This is a genomic window from Dickeya oryzae, from assembly GCF_020406815.2.
In the GTDB taxonomy this organism is placed as follows: Bacteria; Pseudomonadota; Gammaproteobacteria; order Enterobacterales; family Enterobacteriaceae; genus Dickeya; species Dickeya oryzae.
Window position 1 is genome coordinate 2,819,603 of the sequence record NZ_CP162670.1, and the last position, 19,156, is coordinate 2,838,758.

13 protein-coding genes and 1 other RNA gene are annotated in these 19,156 nt (G+C 55.1%); 5 read left to right on the forward strand and 9 right to left on the reverse strand.

Annotated features, from left to right (window positions below):
- Positions 1-92 precede the first annotated feature (92 nt).
- Entirely contained in the window at positions 93-494 is a 402-nt protein-coding gene (locus LF929_RS12445; protein WP_023640092.1) for a hypothetical protein, read from the forward strand.
- A 60-nt stretch (positions 495-554) separates the two neighbouring features.
- Here LF929_RS12445 and LF929_RS12450 read toward each other — a convergent pair whose 3' ends face one another.
- Complete coding sequence (locus LF929_RS12450; protein ID WP_016940780.1) at positions 555-977, reverse strand: hotdog fold thioesterase; 423 nt, start codon at positions 975-977, stop codon at positions 555-557.
- A complete protein-coding gene (locus tag LF929_RS12455) occupies positions 977-4,036 on the reverse strand; it encodes an FAD-binding and (Fe-S)-binding domain-containing protein (protein WP_210174310.1) in 3,060 nt (1,019 codons plus the stop codon). Before LF929_RS12455 ends, LF929_RS12450 begins: the two co-directional genes overlap by 1 nt.
- Positions 4,037-4,372: 336 nt before the next feature.
- Here LF929_RS12455 and ydiK point away from each other — a divergent pair, with 336 nt between their 5' ends.
- Both ydiK and rprA read left to right on the forward strand, forming a co-directional pair.
- The gene (ydiK, locus tag LF929_RS12460) at positions 4,373-5,476 is read left to right on the forward strand and encodes an AI-2E family transporter YdiK (RefSeq protein WP_226092919.1); all 1,104 of its coding nucleotides are present in this window, start codon (positions 4,373-4,375) and stop codon (positions 5,474-5,476) included.
- Positions 5,477-5,709: 233 nt separating this feature from the next.
- Positions 5,710-5,820, forward strand: an RNA gene (gene rprA / locus LF929_RS12465) — antisense sRNA RprA.
- A 219-nt stretch (positions 5,821-6,039) separates the two neighbouring features.
- On the opposite strand, the gene ppsA is transcribed toward rprA, so the two are convergent.
- Positions 6,040-8,418, reverse strand: a complete 2,379-nt coding sequence (gene ppsA, locus LF929_RS12470) for a phosphoenolpyruvate synthase (RefSeq protein ID WP_226092920.1) — start codon at positions 8,416-8,418, stop codon at positions 6,040-6,042.
- Positions 8,419-8,718: 300 nt separating this feature from the next.
- Between ppsA and LF929_RS12475 the strand changes: the two genes are divergently transcribed.
- Together LF929_RS12475 and LF929_RS12480 are read left to right on the forward strand one after the other, a co-directional pair.
- The gene (locus tag LF929_RS12475; RefSeq protein WP_038907649.1) at positions 8,719-9,540 is read left to right on the forward strand and encodes a pyruvate, water dikinase regulatory protein; all 822 of its coding nucleotides are present in this window, start codon (positions 8,719-8,721) and stop codon (positions 9,538-9,540) included.
- A gap of 163 nt (positions 9,541-9,703) precedes the next feature.
- Positions 9,704-10,771 carry a 3-deoxy-7-phosphoheptulonate synthase gene (locus LF929_RS12480; protein WP_210174309.1) on the forward strand — a complete coding sequence of 356 codons (1,068 nt, stop codon included), beginning with the start codon at positions 9,704-9,706 and terminating at the stop codon, positions 10,769-10,771.
- Between the two features lie 104 nt (positions 10,772-10,875).
- Here LF929_RS12480 and rmf read toward each other — a convergent pair whose 3' ends face one another.
- The 6 genes from rmf to rlmKL all read right to left on the reverse strand — a co-directional run bounded on the left by rmf (position 10,876) and on the right by rlmKL (position 19,057).
- Entirely contained in the window at positions 10,876-11,043 is a 168-nt protein-coding gene (rmf, locus tag LF929_RS12485) for a ribosome modulation factor (protein WP_012884340.1), read from the reverse strand.
- 301 nt (positions 11,044-11,344) lie between these two features.
- On the reverse strand, positions 11,345-11,899 hold the full coding sequence (pqiC, locus tag LF929_RS12490; protein ID WP_226092921.1) for a membrane integrity-associated transporter subunit PqiC: 555 nt from the start codon (positions 11,897-11,899) through the stop codon (positions 11,345-11,347).
- Positions 11,896-13,521 carry an intermembrane transport protein PqiB gene (pqiB, locus tag LF929_RS12495; RefSeq protein WP_038907645.1) on the reverse strand — a complete coding sequence of 542 codons (1,626 nt, stop codon included), beginning with the start codon at positions 13,519-13,521 and terminating at the stop codon, positions 11,896-11,898. The genes pqiC and pqiB overlap by 4 nt, the downstream gene beginning before the upstream one ends.
- 7 nt (positions 13,522-13,528) lie before the next feature.
- Positions 13,529-14,797, reverse strand: coding sequence for a membrane integrity-associated transporter subunit PqiA (gene pqiA / locus LF929_RS12500; protein ID WP_226092922.1), 1,269 nt, complete (start codon positions 14,795-14,797; stop codon positions 13,529-13,531).
- A gap of 196 nt (positions 14,798-14,993) precedes the next feature.
- Entirely contained in the window at positions 14,994-16,928 is a 1,935-nt protein-coding gene (locus LF929_RS12505) for an ABC transporter ATP-binding protein (protein WP_038907644.1), read from the reverse strand.
- A 5-nt stretch (positions 16,929-16,933) separates the two neighbouring features.
- Positions 16,934-19,057 carry a bifunctional 23S rRNA (guanine(2069)-N(7))-methyltransferase RlmK/23S rRNA (guanine(2445)-N(2))-methyltransferase RlmL gene (gene rlmKL, locus LF929_RS12510; protein ID WP_210174305.1) on the reverse strand — a complete coding sequence of 708 codons (2,124 nt, stop codon included), beginning with the start codon at positions 19,055-19,057 and terminating at the stop codon, positions 16,934-16,936.
- Between the last annotated feature and the right edge of the window lie 99 nt (positions 19,058-19,156).

The window sequence follows — 19,156 nt, forward strand, 5'->3', positions numbered from 1 at the left end:
TTCCCTCAGACAAAGCCACGGGTCAAAAACGTTGCATGATCAATCACTCGAAAATATGATAATGATTCTTATTTCGTAATGAGGTGCCCGATATGTTTCCGTTCCGAGCCTGGTTGCAGACACAGATTGATGACTACCGGCGACAACTGCGTAACGCCACCATGGAGTTTTATCTGGCAGAGTTATCGCTGGAACGGGAGGATGGTGATATCAGTGATTTGCGCCACTACTACCTGACGGGGCTTCATATGGCAGAGCTGAGCCAACAGCACGGTGACGAAAACAGTTATCTGTTCAGCCTGATCAAACTGCATCAGCATCTGATTCATGAAATCAACAACGCCGAACGCGACCGTCTGTTTCGGGTACAAAGCTACTATTTTGCACACCAGACGCTACGGTACATTTGTACTCAGTTCAATCTGATGGGTAACTGGGATAAGGCCACCGCTTTCCAGGCGGATTTTATGCAACGGGTGGCGTTTATTCCCTGAAAGGAAGCAGGCGCTGTCCTGCCAGGCCTCAAGCCCGGCAGGACACGGCTAAGACAGATATCAGGCGTCGGGTGAAATCACCGCGGTGGTCAGTCGTGAGGTGCAGCACAGCCGATCCTGGCTGTCGAAAATATCAATCTGCCAGACCTGCATCCGTTTACCGGTGTGCAACGCACGACACACTCCTCGCACCTCGCCTTCGGTGACCGCCCGCAGGTGGTTAGCGTTAATCTCCACCCCCACTACCCGTTGGTCGCCTTCTGAACACAAGTAACCGGCGATAGAGCCAAGCGATTCCGCCAGCGCCACCGACGCCCCGCCATGCAGCAGACCGAACGGCTGGCGGGTGCGATGATCCACCGGCATCACCGCTTCCAGCGTATCGTCACTCAGGTGCGTCATGCGGATACCGATATGACCGGCCATACCGCCCACCGCCATCTGGTTGAGTTGTTCTATATTTACACTACGTTTCCACAGCATCACACCAGCTCCAGCAACGCCTGCAACGGATGTTTGACTCCACGCCCTTCCATGCGCTTAACCTGACTCCGACAGGAATAGCCGGTAGTCAAACAACGCGCCTGTGGCAACCGTTGCAGGGACGGTTGCCAGGAAAGAGCATAGATCCCCTGAGAATGGGCCAGATTGCGGGTTTCATGACCGTAAGTACCGGCCATACCGCAACAACCGACGCTGACATTTTCCAGCCGGGCACCAAAATGCGCGAAAATCGCCGCCCACTGTTGTCCGCTGGCTGGCAATGCCGTGGTTTCAGTGCAGTGACCGAACAAATACCACGGCTCATCACGCAGGGCCGGAGCGCGGTCATCACGGCTGTTCACCAGCGTCGTCAACCACTCATGTACCAGTTGTACCTGAAACTCACCGCGTCTATCGCCCAACACTTCCCGGTATTCATCGCGATAACACAGCACCAGCGCCGGATCGACGCCCACCATCGGTAACCCCAGGCGAGCAACCCGGTTCAGAAACTCGGCGGTTTTACCGGCGGTTTTCGCAAAACGCTGTAGGAATCCTTTGATATGCTGCGGTTTACCGTTCGGTGAAAACGGTAGCAGTACTGGCCGTAAACCCAATTTTTCGACCAACCGGACAAAGTCCGCCACCACCTGTGCATCGTAATAGCTGGTAAAGGGATCCTGCACGATCAGCACGTGATCAGCACGGGCCTGCGCTGACATCTGCTCCAGTTGCTCCAGCGTGGTGGTCATCGCCCGGTGACCAACAAACTGCTGGCGCAGCGATGGGGTCGACAGTAACGGCAAATCCACCATACCGATCACCGTACGGCTAATCGTATTGACCCACGGCTGGCTCAGGAAGAAGTTAAACGCTTTCGGACTGCGCGCCATCAATGGGGCGTAGCTTTCCACATCGGCGACCAGGTAGTCGCGGGCCGGTCGCAGGTAACGGGTGTGGTACAGTTGCAGAAAACGGGCACGAAAGCCGGGTACATCAATTTTGATCGGGCATTGCGTCGAGCAGGCTTTACAGGCCAGACAACCGGACATCGCCTCTTTGACCTCATGCGAGAAGTCATACTCGCCCTGACGCGCCGCCAGGGTATTGCGGGTTTTGGCGATCAGACCACGAAAACTGACGCGCTGGCGCGGCAGTGCCTGCTCCAGTGCCAGCGGGTCTACCCCTTGCTCTGACAACAAACGCAGCCATTCGCGCACCAGCGTGGCGCGCCCTTTCGGCGAGTGGATACGGTTGCCGGTCACTTTCATCGACGGGCACATCGGGCTGCGGGTATCGAAATTGAAGCACAGACCGTTACCGTTGCACTCCATGGCACCACGGTAAGCGGTACGTACCGTCAGCGGAATCTGCCGGTCATAGGTGCCGCGTTTTACCGCGTCCACTTTCATCATCGGCGCATCTACCCCCAGCGGGGCACAGATCTTGCCGGGGTTGAGGCGGTTATCCGGGTCAAACGCGGCTTTGATTCGGCGCAACTCGTCATACAGTTCTGGCCCAAAAAATGCCGGGCTGTATTCAGCACGGAAACCTTTACCGTGTTCGCCCCATAGCAGGCCACCGTATTTGGCGGTGAGCGCCACTATCTGATCGGAAAGCTGTTTCATCAGCACTTCCTGCTGTGGGTCGCACATGTCCAGTGCCGGACGGACATGCAACACCCCGGCATCAACGTGGCCAAACATACCGTAACTCAGGTGGTGGCTATCCAGCAGTGCACGGAATTCGGCAATGTAATCCGCCAGATGCTGCGGCGGTACACAGGTGTCTTCCGCAAACGGGATCGGCTTTGCCAGCCCTTTGCTGTTGCCAAGCAGACCGACCGCTTTCTTGCGCATGCCGTAAATACGCTCGATCCCCACCAGATCACGACAAACCTGATAGCCGATCACCCCGGCTTCACGGCTAACCAGCAGTCCATCCAGACGTTCGCACAACGAGGCTACCTGGCCATCGATAAGCGTTTCATCGTCACCAGCAAACTCAACAATGTTTAACCCCAGCATCTCTTCGCCGGGTACATCGGTGATAAGTTCGCTGACCGAGTGCCACACGATGTCTTCACGTGCCAGATTCAGCACTTTCGAATCCACCGTCTCCACCGACAGGGCGCGTGCTTCCACCATGAACGGCGCGTTGCGTAAAGCGGAATCGAACGAGTCATATTTGACATTGACCAGCCGCCGCACCTTGGGCAGCGGCGTGATATCCAGCTTCGCTTCGGTAATAAACGCCAGCGTCCCTTCCGCACCGGTCAGGATGCGGGTCAGATCAAACATTTGCATATCATCGCTGAACACATGCCGCAGGTCATACCCGGTCAGAAAACGGTTCAGCTTGGGGAATTTGTCGATAATCAGCTGGCGCTGCTCGCGGCAACGATGTAGCACGGTGTGGTATATACGCCCGACCGGTGAATCTTCCTGCGCCAGTTGTTCCGCCAGCGCGACCGGCATCGCCCGCGTATCCAGCAGTTCACCGCCAGGCAGTACCGCGCGCAAACCCAACACATGGTCTGAGGTTTTGCCATACACCAGCGACCCTTGCCCCGAGGCATCGGTATTAATCATACCGCCCAGCGTCGCGCGGTTACTGGTAGAGAGCTCCGGCGAGAAAAAGTAGCCGTATGGCTTCAGGTACTGGTTCAGTTGATCCTTGATAACCCCAGCTTCTACTCGTACCCACCCTTGCTCCGGGTTGATTTCCAGAATGCGGTTCATGTGACGCGACATATCCACCACAATACCGTGGTTGAGCGACTGTCCGTTGGTGCCGGTGCCGCCGCCACGCGGTGTGAACACCAGCTCATGAAAACGCGCTTCACCCGCCAGCCGGGCGAGCAGCGATACGTCAGCGGTCGAGCGGGGAAACACCACCGCGTCCGGCAATAACTGATAGATACTGTTATCCGTCGCCATCGTCAGGCGATCAGCGTACTGCGTGGCGATATCGCCGGTAAAACCGTGTTGTTTCAAGGCTTCCAAAAAGCTCAGCACCGGTTGAACGATTCCCGGCGCTTGTGTGATCTGTGGGATCATTATCTGTTGACCCTGTCCATGCGAGAGGTGTTTGCCAATAAAATACGTGTCGGCGGGCAGCAATCCGCTACCTGCAGACCTTTCGTTTTATCATATTTCCCCCGGTAGTGCGTCAACGGATCAACAAAAACTTAAACAGGCAATGGCCATAAATCCATGTTACGACACTGCGCCAATAGCCGCTTACGCTCAGGAATCACTGTGCAAATCGCTGTAAATCGCGCATGATAAATTCTGGCCCGGCTTCTGACCTGTCAGCCAGACAGGCATGGCCGCCAGCCCTGTTTTCATCATCTTGCATTAGGCCTGTCGCCTGAATTAACGAGGTAACCTCTCTTGATGAGACAATCTCAGTCACAGCGATTCGATCTCGCTCGAATACTGTTTAGCCTGTTATTTATTGGCATTATGATCATTGCCTGCTTCTGGGTCGTACAACCCTTTATTCTCGGGCTCGCCTGGGCCAGCATGGTGGTTATCGCCACCTGGCCGCTGCTCATCCGATTGCAGCAGATACTCTGGGGACACCGTTCGCTGGCCGTTATCGTCATGACCATACTGCTGGTCTTGTTGTTCGTTTTCCCGACCTCCATTCTGGTCAGTAGCGTCATAGACAACACCTCCAGCCTGATCAACTGGGTCAGCGCGCAAGGGCGGATGACCCCGCCGTCGCTTGACTGGCTGCAATCCATCCCGCTGGTGGGAGCCAAATTGCACAGCAGTTGGCATGCGCTGGCGCACAGCGGCGGCCCGGCGCTGATGGCCAAAATCCAGCCCTATATCGGCCAGACGGCTTCCTGGGTTGTTTCTCAGGCGGCACATGTCGGCCGTTTCCTGATGCACTGCGCACTGATGGTGCTATTTAGCGTGTTGCTGTACAGCAAAGGCGATCAGGTGGCTCTGGGCGTACGCCGGTTTGCGATTCGGCTGGGGGGACAAGGTGGAGATTCGGCGGTGATTCTGGCGGCTCAGGCTATTCGAGCGGTCGCACTTGGGGTCGTCGTCACCGCCATCGTACAGTCGGTGCTGGGCGGTATTGGCCTGGCGCTGGCTGGCATCCCCTACACCACGCTGCTCACGGTATTGATGTTTTTGTCTTGTGTGGCGCAAATCGGCCCGTTGACCGTACTGGTACCAGCCATTATCTGGCTGTACTGGAGCGGTGACACCACCTGGGGCACCGTCTTGCTGGTCTGGAGCTGTGTCGTCGGCACGTTGGATAACATTATTCGTCCGTTGCTGATTCGTATGGGCGCGGATTTACCGATGTTGCTGATCTTGTCCGGCGTCATCGGCGGGTTGCTGGCATTCGGCATGATCGGGTTATTTATTGGCCCGGTAGTATTGGCGGTATCCTACCGTCTGTTGTCGGCCTGGATGAAAGCCTCGCCGGAACCGCAGCCGATCCGTACGCTCTCACACCATCACAAAAAACCCTGACTACGGCATTCATTTCCCGGTGTAATCCGCACCGGGAACATTCCTAATATGTAAGATAATTTTATACTTTTAAGAAACTTCCCAGCCATAAAACACTATTTTTGCTATTTAACTCGATTTCAGATCAGTTTTTCTGAAAAAAACACTTTTACCGCAAATCAATAATTCAAAAATAATTAACCATTAGGATGATTCCTAATGACTCAACTCGGCCCAAAACCTAGTATTCATACCCGGAGCTATTGTTAACGTAATGTTTGTCAGTGAGGTTTCTCCTCGTCAGAGCTAGTAACGAATTGCTGTGTGTAGTCTTTGCCCATCCCCCGAGGTGGGCATTTTTTTTATCTGCGTTTCGCACTAATACCGTCTATACCCAAAATAATTCGAGTTGCAGGAAGGCGGCAATCGAGCGAATCCCCAGGAGCTTACACAAGTAAGTGACTGGGGTGAGTGAGGGCAGCCAACGCACCTGCAACTTGAAGTATGAAGGGTATACAGACATAAAAAAACCGCCCGGCATCTACGCCGGGCGGTTAGGTATAATCGAACAGTCAGACGAAATATTAGCGTTTTTCAGCCAGGCTCAGCCAGGTCTGCACCACGGTATCCGGGTTCAGCGACAGGCTATCAATGCCTTCATCCATCAGCCAGGCTGCGAAATCTTCATGGTCAGACGGTCCCTGACCACAGATTCCAACGTATTTGCCTTGTTTTTTCGCAGCACGGATCGCCATTGCCAGCAACGCCTTCACCGCGTCATTGCGTTCGTCAAACAACTCGGAGACGACACCGGAGTCGCGGTCCAGCCCCAACGTAAGCTGGGTCATGTCGTTTGAGCCGATAGAGAAACCATCAAAATGTTTCAGGAACTCATCCGCCAACAAAGCGTTAGACGGGATTTCACACATCATGATGATTTTCAGGCTATTCTCGCCACGTTTCAGCCCTTGATTCGCCAGCTCCGCCACCACGGCCTCCGCTTGCGCCACGGTGCGTACAAACGGAATCATCACTTCGACATTGGTCAGCCCCATGCCGTTGCGGACCCGTTTCACCGCTTCACATTCCAGCGCAAAGCAGGCGCGGAAATTCGGCGAGACATAACGACCTGCGCCACGGAAGCCCAGCATCGGGTTTTCTTCTTCCGGTTCGTAGCGAGTACCGCCCAGCAGGTTGGCGTACTCATTGGATTTGAAGTCGGACAAACGCACGATCACGCGCTTCGGCCAGAACGCTGACGCCAGTGTCGCGATGCCCTCTTTCAGACGTTCGATGTAGAATTCTACCGGATCGTCATACCCCTGCATCAGGGTACGGATTTCACGCTGCAATTCCGGCATTTGCTGCTCAAACTCCAGCAACGCACGCGGGTGAACCCCAATCATCCGGTTGATGATGAACTCGAGGCGCGCCAACCCAACCCCTTCATTTGGCAGGCAGGCGAAGTCGAATGCCCGGTCCGGGTTACCGACGTTCATCATGATTTTCAGCGGCAGCGACGGCATGGCGTCCACCTGCGAGCTTTTCACGGTGAAGTCCAGCAAATCCTGATAGACATAGCCGGTATCACCTTCAGCACAGGACACGGTGACTTTTTGGCCGTTCTGCAAACGCTCCGTGGCATCGCCGCATCCCACTACCGCAGGAATACCCAATTCACGAGCGATAATCGCCGCATGGCAGGTACGCCCGCCACGGTTGGTGACGATAGCCGCCGCTTTTTTCATGATCGGTTCCCAGTCAGGGTCGGTCATGTCGGTCACCAGCACATCACCCGCATTCACTCGATGCATTTCACTGATGTCATGGACGATTTTCACTTCACCGGCACCGATGCGATGACCGATAGCGCGTCCTTCCACCAACACCTTGCCGCCCGCGGGCAGATGATAACGCTCCATCACCTGACCGTTGGAGCGCACCGTTTCCGGTCGTGCCTGCACGATGTAAAGCTTGCCGGTGTGACCGTCTTTGGCCCACTCGATATCCATGGGGCGGCCATAGTGTTTTTCGATCAACAGAGCCTGATGCGCCAGCGCCTGCACTTCGTCATCACTCAGACAAAACCGGGTACGCTGTGCTTCTTCCACGTCTTCCACCCGCACCTGTTTGCCGTGCTCTTGCGTTGCGGCATACACCATGCGGATTTTCTTCGAGCCCATATTGCGGCGCACAATCGACGGTTTGCCGCTCAGCAGCGTCGGTTTATGCACATAAAACTCATCCGGGTTCACCGCCCCCTGTACCACCATTTCACCCAGCCCCCAGGCAGCGGTAATAAATACCACCTGATCGAAACCCGATTCGGTATCCAGCGTAAACATAACGCCAGAAGCCGCCAGATCCGAACGCACCATGCGCTGTACCCCGGCGGATAACGCCACGCCACGGTGATCATAGCCCTGATGCACGCGATAAGAGATGGCGCGGTCGTTAAACAGTGAGGCAAACACGTGCTTCACCGCCACCATCACGGCGTCTATGCCCTGTACGTTAAGAAAGGTTTCCTGCTGACCCGCGAAGGACGCATCCGGCATGTCTTCCGCCGTTGCCGACGAGCGCACCGCAAAGGATGCTTCCGGTTCGCCATCCGCCAGTTGCTGATAGGCGCTACGGATAGCCTGCTCCAGCTCCGGCTGGAATGGCGTATCAATAATCCACTGACGAATCTGTGCACCGGCTTTAGCCAACTGGCTGACGTCGTCGGCATCGGTGCGATCCAACAGCTCATAGATACGCTGATTGATACCGCTTTGGTTAAGAAAGTCATTAAACGCCTGGGCGGTGGTCGCAAAACCATTCGGAACCGACACCCCAAGTTCCGACAGATTCGTGATCATTTCCCCCAGCGAGGCATTTTTGCCTCCCACCCGCTCAACGTCGTGCATACCAAGCTGGTTATACCACAGGACATTACGCATATCAGGGCCGTTGTTAGACATCGAAAATAATCCTTTTTGCATACAATTAGGGTGTGAAATATTTCGCCGTGAATGAGTTTCGGCTTTATCAGCGTAGCACAGGGTTTTAAAAAGGACGGAAAGGTGAATCGATCAACCAGGTGAAAAAAAAGGAATTCGCGGATTGAGATTGCTAAAAGTCAGAAAAATCCCAATATTGTGAAATAATATCATCGTAATCATGAGGATAATGAAATGCCGTTTCAACAAAAAAATCAGGAAACACCTGATTTTCGGCACAAAAGCCTTATGATAGCCAGCGAGGGCATTTAAGGAGTCAGTATGGAAAGAAGCGTATTTTATGTATCCGACGGCACGGCCATTACCGCAGAAGTGTTAGGCCATGCGGTCATGTCCCAGTTTCCGGTCGCTACCACCAGCTACACCTTGCCGTTTGTCGATAATGAAACCCGGGCTACTGCCGTTCGCGATCAGATTAATAGCTTATACCATCAAAGCGGCGTGCGCCCACTGGTATTCTACTCCATTGTCACGCCCGCTATCCGCGACATCATCGTCGGCAGCGAAGGATTTTGTCAGGATATCGTGCAAGCGCTGGTCGCACCGCTGCAGCAGGAGTTGGGGGTTTCACCAACGCCAGTCGCCAATCGCACCCACGGGTTAACCGCCAACAACCTGATCAAGTATGACGCCCGCATCGCCGCCATCGACTATACGCTGGCGCATGATGATGGCATTTCATTGCGAAATCTCGATCAGGCACAGGTGATTCTGCTGGGGGTTTCCCGTTGCGGCAAGACCCCTACCAGCCTTTATCTGGCGATGCAATTCGGCATTCGCGCCGCCAACTACCCTTTCACCGCCGACGACATGGACAACCTGTTATTACCGGACGCGCTCAAGCCTTATCAGCAAAAACTGTTCGGGTTAACCATTGATGCCGAGCGCCTCACCGCCATTCGTGAAGAACGACGCGGCAACAGCCGGTACGCGTCTCTGCGGCAATGCCGTATGGAGCTGAGCGAAGTGGAATCGCTGTTCCGTCGTCATCAAATTCGCTACATCAACACCACCAACTATTCGGTAGAAGAAATTTCAGCCAGAATTATTGACCTGATGGGCATAAATCGACGTATGTATTAATTGATCTCATCCAGCGGAGTAGAAAATCTCCTGTGATAAACTACGGTCATCGCGGTCAGGCTTTCCTGCAGGCGTATAGGTGGTTTTACAGCCACCTCCCCGCAAGTCAACCAGGCCGACAAGGATCGATACGATAAATTTCACGGACATTTAGAGATTACACATGCAACTAACTGATCAGCGGCGCAGTGAACGACTTGCCAGTCTGATGACGCCCCATGAACTGTTGACCGCGCTTCCGCTCACACCGGATATCGCCGACACCGTCATCGCCTCACGTGCACGCATAGAACGCATTCTTTCCGGGCAAGATCGCCGTTTGCTGGTGATCATTGGCCCATGTTCCATTCACCATATTGATAGCGCCAGAGAGTATGCCCAACGTTTGGCCGCATTACGGACGCGATACCAGCACCGGCTGGAAATCGTCATGCGGACCTACTTCGAAAAACCACGCACCGTGGTGGGCTGGAAAGGGCTGATAGCTGATCCACAACTTAATGGCAGCTTCCTGATCAATGAAGGATTGACGCAGGCGCGCCAGTTGCTGCTGGATATCAACGCGCTTGGGCTGCCAACCGCCACCGAGTTTCTGGATATCGTCACCGGGCAGTACATTGCCGATACCATCAGTTGGGGAGCCATCGGCGCACGCACGACCGAGAGCCAAATCCATCGGGAAATGGCCTCCGCGCTTTCTTGTCCGGTGGGGTTCAAAAACGGTACCGACGGCAACGTCCGTATCGCGGTTGACGCTATCCGTGCCGCTCGCGCCCGTCATATGCTTTTATCGCCTGATGAACACGGCCGCATGACGGTGTATCAGACCCACGGCAACCCATTCGGGCATATTATTCTGCGTGGCGGCAAAGCCCCAAATTACGAAGCGGAGCACATTGCCGCTGCCTGCAACGCGCTGCGGGAATTCTCACTACCAGAACGACTGGTGGTGGATTTCAGCCACGGCAACAGCCAGAAACAGTTCCAGCGGCAACTGACGGTCGCCCAGACGATATGTGACCAGATTCGTGGCGGTAGTAGCGCGAACGATGGTAGCGCGATTGCTGGCGTGATGGCCGAGAGTTTTCTGGTAGAAGGCACCCAGCCGTTACGCCATCCAGACCAGCTCACCTATGGTCAGTCGATTACCGACGCCTGCCTCGGCTGGCAAGATAGCGAACGGCTGTTAAGTATGCTGGCAGATGCGGTAGACAGCCGTTTTGCTCGCTGACGGGATGTCATTCGGCGCACTGTATTACCCAAACCTGAACAAACCTGAAAACGAAAACCTCCGCCGCAGCGGAGGTTGTTCCCTTTTCGATTGACAAGGCGTGATCAGGCCATCACTGCCCTGTCCTCCATGGCTTCTCGCCAGCCTCCCAACCAGTTAGACCGGGCATCGATAGATTGATAAGGACAGAGCTCCTTGGACCGGCCAATGATACCAGCCTGGTAGCCCCGTGAATGCGCCCGTGCCAGACGATCTCTTTTCTGTCTCTTCATGCCTTGTTTCCCTCATTTCGACTCTGGTGGAAAGAAAACAGTGGTCGTTTTTCATGCAACCACACTCTATGAATAGCCATTTGGGAGACGAAGATCAAGGCGCAAAATTCACGCCATTGTCATATTTGTGAACCAGAATGAAGAATTTTCCGTAGAATAAAACCACATTTCGCGCTAACCGGCTGAGACAAAAACAAAACCCCTGAAACCCGATCATGCTCACAAAAACGGGATTCAGAGGTATTTGCTATAACTCAATCTCTCTCGGTATAAGACATCCGAGTTTCACGTCAGATAAGTCTCAATTCCCGGCTAATAGCCGCTGACTAATCTGCTCCGCTACTTGCTGCCAGCCTTTGCCAAGCGCGGCAACCAGTGCGTCATAACCATCTTCGGTTTGTGCCACATCAAGACTAAACGGCTGGGTCACGATACGCTTATTGCTGCGCAGTACCCAATCCCCCTGGATAACCGCTTTACCGTCAAAGCGCCCCTGAAACGCAGTCACATTGATTTGCAAACTGGACGCCGACGCGTCGGCAACACCGTTAGTCACCACATTCCACCCCGGCAGACGGGTGCGTAACGACGATGCCAACACCTGCTGCAGTTGCTGATCCAGCGGGCTGGCCCACAGATTATTGGTGGCAATGGTATAACGCACGGCTGAGGTCTGGAACACGATGCCGTTTCCAGCCAGCGAATCGCTCAGGACAATGGGCGCTACCCACAACTGGCGACTCACCGACAGGCTGGTTGTCCCCTGCGACACAGCAGGCAGTTGATAATAGACTTTCTGCGGGCTGCTACAGGCAGCCAGCAACAACACCAGCCACAACGGCCATTGCTTTATCATGGTTTCGCCTTCTTCGGTTGTGGATCACGGGCACCCGGTGCCTCGAAAATCAGCGCGTTACTCTTGTCATTCAGGGTACGCAGCAGCGGCTGCAACTCACGCAACGTCTGATCAAGGCGTTGCATGTCAACCACCATGCGGTTGTAGGCCGGTGAGCCGGGTTGTACTCCTTGCAGGCTACTGTTCAGCTCGCGCAAGGTGCGTTGCATATCCGCGGGTAACTGCTGCATCGCATCGCTACTGGTCAGCTTATTGAGTGACGCCAGCGTTTTCTGCAACTCACGCAGGGTAGACTGACTCTCTGTCAGGGTTTTCGTCGCCTGTTCCACCATCGGATTGAGTGGCAGGCCATTGATCTTATCCAACACCGACATCAGCTTTTGCTGAATCTGCGTCAGGCCGCCATTCACCGTCGGCAGCACCGGATAACCATCTACTTGCATCAGCGACGTCATCCGGCCTTTCTGTTGCGGGTAAAAATCCAGATCCACATACAACGCACCGGTCAACAGATTGGCGGTTTTCATGGATGCCCGCATCCCCGAGTCGGCGCCTTTGCTTAACTCTCGTTCCAGGTTGATCTGGGCACGTAACCCCGGCTTGAGCCGCCCTGGTTCGATGCGTACCAGGACCGGAATGCGATAATCGCTATCAAAACGCTGCGACATATCTTTAGGGAAGAACGGCACTTCGGTAACGGTCCCCAGGCGGATGCCACGAAACTCGACCGGTGCCCCCGCCTGCAAGCCACGAACCGACTCGTCGAAAAACAGCAAATACTCTTTGTATTCGGTGTAAAGCGAATCCTGAATACTGTTCTGATTATCAAACAATTGGTATTCATCACGCTCATGCGCCGGGCTACCGATGTCCCAACCGGTAGGCACATCAAAACTGACGCCGCCACTGAGCAACGTACTCAGCGAGCCCATCTCCACCCGCATTCCTTGTGCCGACAGATTGAGCGCCACGCCGCTGTCTTTCCAGAAACGGACATTCGAGGTCACCAGTTGGTCATAAGGTGAGGCGACAAACAGTTGATACTGTATTTTTCTGGCGGCGGGATCAAAATGGCTGGTTTCTACCGAGCCCACCCGATAGCCACGAAACAGCACCGGATCGCCCGCGCTCAATTGCCCGGACTGTACACTGTTGAGAATAATACGGATCCCTTTCGCGTCAGGTGACGCCAGCGGTGGCGAATCCAGTAGTTTGAACGAGCGGCTGTCTTCCTTGCTGGAGCCTGGCTGGAGTTGGATGAACGCGCCGGACAGCAACGTTCCCAACCCGGAAACGCCCTCACGGCCTATCTGTGGCTTGACGACCCAAAACGCCGAATCCTTGCTCAGCAGTTTATCCATACCGTCGTTTAACCGTGCCTTGATCTCCACCTGGTGTAAGTCTTCGCTAAGCCTCACCCCTTCCACCACGCCCACGTTCACGCTGCGGCTTTTAATCGCCGTTTTTCCCGGCTCGATACCATCCGCATTACTGGTGGTCAGCGTAATTTCCGGCCCCTGATGACTCACGTGATAAAACAGAATCCAGGCGCCAATCAGCACGGTCACAATCGGCACTATCCATACCGGCGACCAGCGTTTGATAGTCTCTATCTGCGCCATACCTTGATTAGTGTTCGTCAACAGAATGCTCCTCTCCTTGCACGTGATGCCTATCCCACAGCAGGCGGGGATCAAAGGTCATTGCGGCAATCATGGTCAGAATGACCACGGTGGCAAACAACACCGCGCCGATGGCCGGGTAAATGCTCATCAGTCGGCCCATACGCACCATCGCCGACAGTACGGCGATAACAAAAACATCGATCATGGACCAGCGCCCCACAAACTCCACGACCTCATACACCCGGTGCAGACGTTCGGTATCATGACGACGCGCGCCGTGCGCACACCAGCACAACCACCCCATCGCCAGCATTTTAAGCGTGGGTACCATGATACTGGCGACAAAAATCACCAACGCGACCGGCCACGACCCGGAGTCCCACAACAGGATAACCCCGGACATGATGGTCGAGGTAACGTTATGCCCCAGGGCTTCAGTCACCATAATCGGCATCAGGTTGGCAGGGACATACAGCAACACTGACGTGAACAGCAGCGCCAGCGTCCACTGCAAACTATGACGCCGCCGCACATGACCATGGGTATAGCAGCGTGGGCAACGCACGACCCCGGCAGGCAAAATGGCACTGCAACAGTGACAGGAACGCACCCCCTGCGCTTGTCCAACCCGCCCGACTTCCAGCCCGGCTGGCATCAGCGGCGGTGGTGCGACGTCATCCCACAACCAGCGACGATCCAGGCTCTGAAAAGCCAACAGTTGCAACAGACAGAAAACGATATACGGAATAAAACTGGCACCGATGCCAATATCGCCGTATGACATCAGTTTGACGAAGCTGACCAGCACGCCAGCCAGGAAGATTTCCGCCATGCCCCAGCTTTTTAACTGGAACAGCAGCCGGGTAAACAGACGCCGCACCCCATCAGGCAACGGTGCGCGCAGACACAGTAACAGGATCACCGTCATCGAACAGGCGGGAACCAACTGGGCAAACAGCAGAAAAAGCGTCGCCATGCTGGCGTAGTTTTCCGCCACCATCACCCGGGGAATTTCCAGTAAGGTGATTTCACTGCGAATACCGGCCACGCTCATCGAAACGAAAGGAAACAGCATGGACAGCAGCAACATCATCAGTGCGCTAAACGCAAAACTTGCCGGACGCCAGCGCGGCTCGCGCTGACGGCTGGACAACGCGGTTTTACAGCGCGGGCACACCGCCCGCTGCCCATCCTGTAATGTCGGCAGTTCTACCAGCAGATCACAATGCGGACACAGCATATGCCGGTCATAGTGGTGGTGATACACACCCATTCGCCGCCTCCTGTGGCCTGGCTGATAACAACAATCGCTCATACTGCCGCACGGGCATGACCGGGGTGTTGACGCGACGGAGGCGCTCGCCTTAACACTCCGGCTATTGCCGTTAAAAAACATTACCGCTAAAAAAACATTAACTGTTAAAAAACATCCGCGTTAAAAATGACGCACAGCGGCACAACGCCACGCTTTAGCCGTTCTTCTGTGCCTCAAGCGCTTCCCAGCGCTCAAAACAGGTCTCCAGTTGCTGTTCCGCTTGCGCCAACGCCGCCAGCACGGGCTGAGTTTCATCATGCGATCGGGAAAAGAATGCCGGGTCATTCATCTGCTGTTGCAGTGAGGCAATCTCACCCTCAAGCGCTTCAATACGTTGCGGCAACTGTTCCAGTTCACGCTGTTGGTTATAACTGAGCTTGCCGCCGCTACGTTTAGCTGGCTGTGCGGCCGGTGTGCTTTGTGCGCTCTCGCTATCAAGGTCTTCTTTGGTTACCACGCTTTTTACGGGTGCAGCGCTTCGCAACGGTGCGGCGGAGGCGCGCTGGTATTGGGCGTCATAATACCCGCCGACATAGCGGCCAATCAGGCCGTTGCCTTCAAAAATCCAGCACTCGGTGACCGAGTTATCGACGAACTGACGATCGTGGCTGACCAGCAGCACGGTTCCCTGATAACTTTCCAACAGTTCTTCCAGCAATTCCAGCGTTTCCACGTCCAGATCGTTGGTCGGTTCGTCGAGAATCAGCAGGTTGCTGGGTTTGAGGAACAACCGCGCCAGTAACAGACGGTTACGCTCCCCACCTGACAGCGCTTTTACCGGTGTCATGGCGCGTTTCGGGTGGAACAGGAAGTCCTGGAGATAACCCAGTACATGGCGCGGACGGCCGTTGACCATCACTTCCTGTTTGCCTTCGGCGAGGTTATCCATCACCGTTTTTTCCGGGTCTAACTCAGCACGGTGCTGATCGAAATACGCCACTTCCAGCTTGGTACCGCAGTGAATGCGCCCGGATGTCGGTGCCAGTTGACCCAGCATCAGCTTTAACAACGTGGTTTTACCGCAGCCATTCGGCCCGACCAGCGCGATTTTATCGCCGCGTTGTACCTGGGCAGAAAAGCCCGATACCAGTGTTTTCCCGTCAACCTGATACTGTACGTCTTCCAGTTCAAACACTATCTTGCCGGAACGGGCCGCTTCTTCCACCTGCATTCTGGCGTTGCCCATGACTTCACGGCGCTCAGCCCGCTCTTGTCGCATCGCCTTGAGCGCCCGCACCCGACCTTCATTACGGGTACGACGGGCTTTGATGCCCTGACGAATCCACACTTCTTCCTGCGCCAGTTTGCGGTCGAATTCCGCATTCTGCAGTTCTTCCACACGCAGCGCCTCTTCTTTCCCCAGCAAGTATTTGTCGTAATCGCCAGGCCAGGACACCATCTTACCGCGATCCAGATCGACAATACGGGTCGCCATGTTGCGAATAAACGACCGGTCATGGGAAATAAACACAATACTGCCGGAAAATGCTTTGAGGAAACCTTCCAGCCAGTCGATAGTGTCGATATCCAGGTGGTTGGTGGGTTCGTCCAGCAACAAGACCCGCGGCGCGCTGACTAACGCCCGCCCTAACGCGGCTTTACGCAGCCAGCCACCGGACAACGCCGACAACGGCGTATCCGCCGATAACCCCAGTTGCTCCAACACCTCGTTGATACGATCTTCCAGCTTCCACAGCCCTTGGTGATCCAGCACGTCCTGAATCTTCGCCAGTTGATTCAGGTTCTTCTCGCTGGGGTCTTCCCCAACCTGACGCAACGCTACATGGTAGGCTTTCAGGTATTCCGCCTGCGCCGCGACGCCTTCGGCCACGAAATCAAACACCGTGCCGTCGATATCACGCGGCGGATCCTGCTGCAAGCGCGCCACAATCAGGTCTTGCTCGTACACCAGCCGACCGTCATCCAGCGGGATTTCTTTTGCCAGAATTTTCAGCAAGGTGGATTTGCCAGCGCCGTTGCGCCCAACCAGACACACCCGCTCGTTGTCTTCAATATGCAGTTCGGTGTTGTCCAACAGCGGCGCATCGCTGAACGATAGCCAGGCGCCGGATAAACTGATCAATGACATAGTGGTTATTTTTCCTCGCCGGCGTGTTTCAACAGCCAGCAGTTGTGAATCTGACGGTTACGGGCGAAATCCTGCGACTGTGTTTGCGCAGTAATTTCTTTCGCTTCCAGTCCCAGCGTGGCAAGCCCGGCTTTGTCCATCTGGAATCCGCGTTTGTTGTTAGAAAACAGGATGGTACCGCGAGGGCGCAACAGGCGTTTGAGCTGGGTCATCAGCATCAGGTGGTCACGCTGTACATCAAACGATTCGTCCATCCGTTTAGAGTTGGAGAAGGTCGGCGGGTCGATAAAAATCAGGTCAAACTGTTCGTGGGTTTCCCGCATCCATGCCAGGCAGTCGGCGTGGATCAGCCGGTGCTGACGGCCGGTCAGACCGTTAAGACGCAGGTTTTTCTCCGCCCATTCCAGATAAGTGCGCGACATATCCACCGTGGTCGTAGAGCGTGCGCCGCCAAGCCCGGCGTGCACACTGGCGCTGCCAGTGTACGCGAACAGGTTGAGGAAATCCTTGCCGTTACTCATTTCGCCCAGCATACGGCGTGCGATGCGGTGGTCGAGAAACAGCCCGGTGTCCAGATAGTCGGTCAGGTTAACCCACAGTTTGGCGTTGAACTCCGATACCTGCAGGAACTCCCCTTTCTCCGCCAGCTTTTCGTACTGGTTTTTGCCTTTCTGACGCTCGCGGGTTTTCAATATCAGATGACTGGCGGGCAACCCCAGTACGCTCAGAGTGGCATTAATCACATCAAACAGGCGCTGGCGCGCTTTCTGGGCATCAACGCTTTTCGGCGGTGCGTATTCCTGAATCACCACCCGCTCACCGTAACGGTCTACCGCGACGTTATATTCCGGCAGGTCGGCGTCATACAGGCGATAGCATTCAATGCCCTGCTGCTGCGCCCATTTCTCCAGCTTACGCAGATTCTTGCGCAGGCGATTGGCGAAATCCTCGGCAAAGGCGGCCGTAGTTGGCGCACCGTTTTCGTTTGCCGCCAGTTGGTAATTCTTCTGCACGCACTCCAGCGGACCGTTTTTGGCTTTGAACTGGCGATCAGCACGTAGTTGCAGGCAACTGAGCAATTCTGGCGAGGCGCTAAACAGCGACAGTTTCCAGCCGCCGAACTCGCTTTTCATTTTACGACCGAGCAGGTTGTGCAACGCAATCAGCGCCGGTTCGCTCTCCAGACGCTCGCCGTAAGGCGGGTTACTGACCACCGTCCCCGTCGGCCCTTGCGGCAACGGGTTCTTTAACTGTGTAGCGTCATGGGCTTCAAACCGAATCAGGGAACTGACACCAGCACGGCGCGCGTTGCTGCTGGCGATCTCCACCATACGTCGGTCAATATCGGAACCGAAGAAACGGGAAGTGGTGGCCTGCAAACCCGCTCGGGCACGCTCCTGTGCCTCGGAGGTAATGCTTTTCCACAGCGTTGGGTTATGTTTTTGCCAGGCCAGAAAACCCCAATGCTGGCGATGCAAGCCGGGAGCGCGATCGGCCGCCATCATCGCCGCTTCAATCAGCAGCGTACCGGAGCCACACATCGGGTCCACCATCGGCGTACCGGTTTCCCAGCCGGAACGCAGCACAATCGCCGCTGCCAGGTTTTCTTTGAGCGGTGCTTGTCCGGCCATATCGCGGTAGCCGCGCAAATGCAGACTCTCGCCGCTGAGATCCAGCGCGATGCTGGCCTTCTCGCGTTGCAGAAAAACATTAATACGGATATCTGGCTGCTGGCGGGCAACATCCGGGCGCTGGCCGGTTTTACGGCTGAAGCTGTCGACAATCGCGTCTTTCACCTTGAGCGCGCCGTACTGGCTGTTGCGAATCTCATCATTGGTGCCGGTAAAATGCACGGCAAAGGTATGATTGACGTCAAACACCGAACTCCAGTCTATCGCCTGCACCCCAAGATACAGGTCCAGATCGCTATAGACTTTACACTCGTTGAGCGGCAGCAGGATGCGCGATGCCAGTCGGCTCCACATCAGGCTTTGGTACAACAGCCGATCGTCTCCCTGAAAGTGCACCCCGCCCTGCACCACCGTGCAGTGCTGCGCGCCCAGCGCTTCAAGTTCACTTTTTAACAATTCTTCCAGACCACGTGCCGTGCTGGCAAACAGAGAGTTCATATCGCGACGATTACCTTCACTAAAGGACGACCTTGAAAAGAACGCTCTCAACGAAAGAAAACGTCCTCGAAAAAAACGCACCGGAAAGAAAACCGGCAT

Bases quoted from the DNA above. Each gene is read 5' to 3' on its own strand.
- LF929_RS12445 (WP_023640092.1), top strand. From the start codon at position 93: ATGTTTCCGTTCCGAGCCTGGTTGCAGACACAGATTGATGACTACCGG.
- LF929_RS12450 (WP_016940780.1), bottom strand. From the start codon at position 977: ATGCTGTGGAAACGTAGTGTAAATATAGAACAACTCAACCAGATGGCG.
- LF929_RS12455 (WP_210174310.1), bottom strand. From the start codon at position 4,036: ATGATCCCACAGATCACACAAGCGCCGGGAATCGTTCAACCGGTGCTG.
- ppsA (WP_226092920.1), bottom strand. From the start codon at position 8,418: ATGTCTAACAACGGCCCTGATATGCGTAATGTCCTGTGGTATAACCAG.
- LF929_RS12475 (WP_038907649.1), top strand. From the start codon at position 8,719: ATGGAAAGAAGCGTATTTTATGTATCCGACGGCACGGCCATTACCGCA.
- LF929_RS12480 (WP_210174309.1), top strand. From the start codon at position 9,704: ATGCAACTAACTGATCAGCGGCGCAGTGAACGACTTGCCAGTCTGATG.
- rmf (WP_012884340.1), bottom strand. From the start codon at position 11,043: ATGAAGAGACAGAAAAGAGATCGTCTGGCACGGGCGCATTCACGGGGC.
- pqiC (WP_226092921.1), bottom strand. From the start codon at position 11,899: ATGATAAAGCAATGGCCGTTGTGGCTGGTGTTGTTGCTGGCTGCCTGT.
- pqiB (WP_038907645.1), bottom strand. From the start codon at position 13,521: ATGGCGCAGATAGAGACTATCAAACGCTGGTCGCCGGTATGGATAGTG.
- pqiA (WP_226092922.1), bottom strand. From the start codon at position 14,797: ATGGGTGTGTATCACCACCACTATGACCGGCATATGCTGTGTCCGCAT.
- LF929_RS12505 (WP_038907644.1), bottom strand. From the start codon at position 16,928: ATGTCATTGATCAGTTTATCCGGCGCCTGGCTATCGTTCAGCGATGCG.
- rlmKL (WP_210174305.1), bottom strand. From the start codon at position 19,057: ATGAACTCTCTGTTTGCCAGCACGGCACGTGGTCTGGAAGAATTGTTA.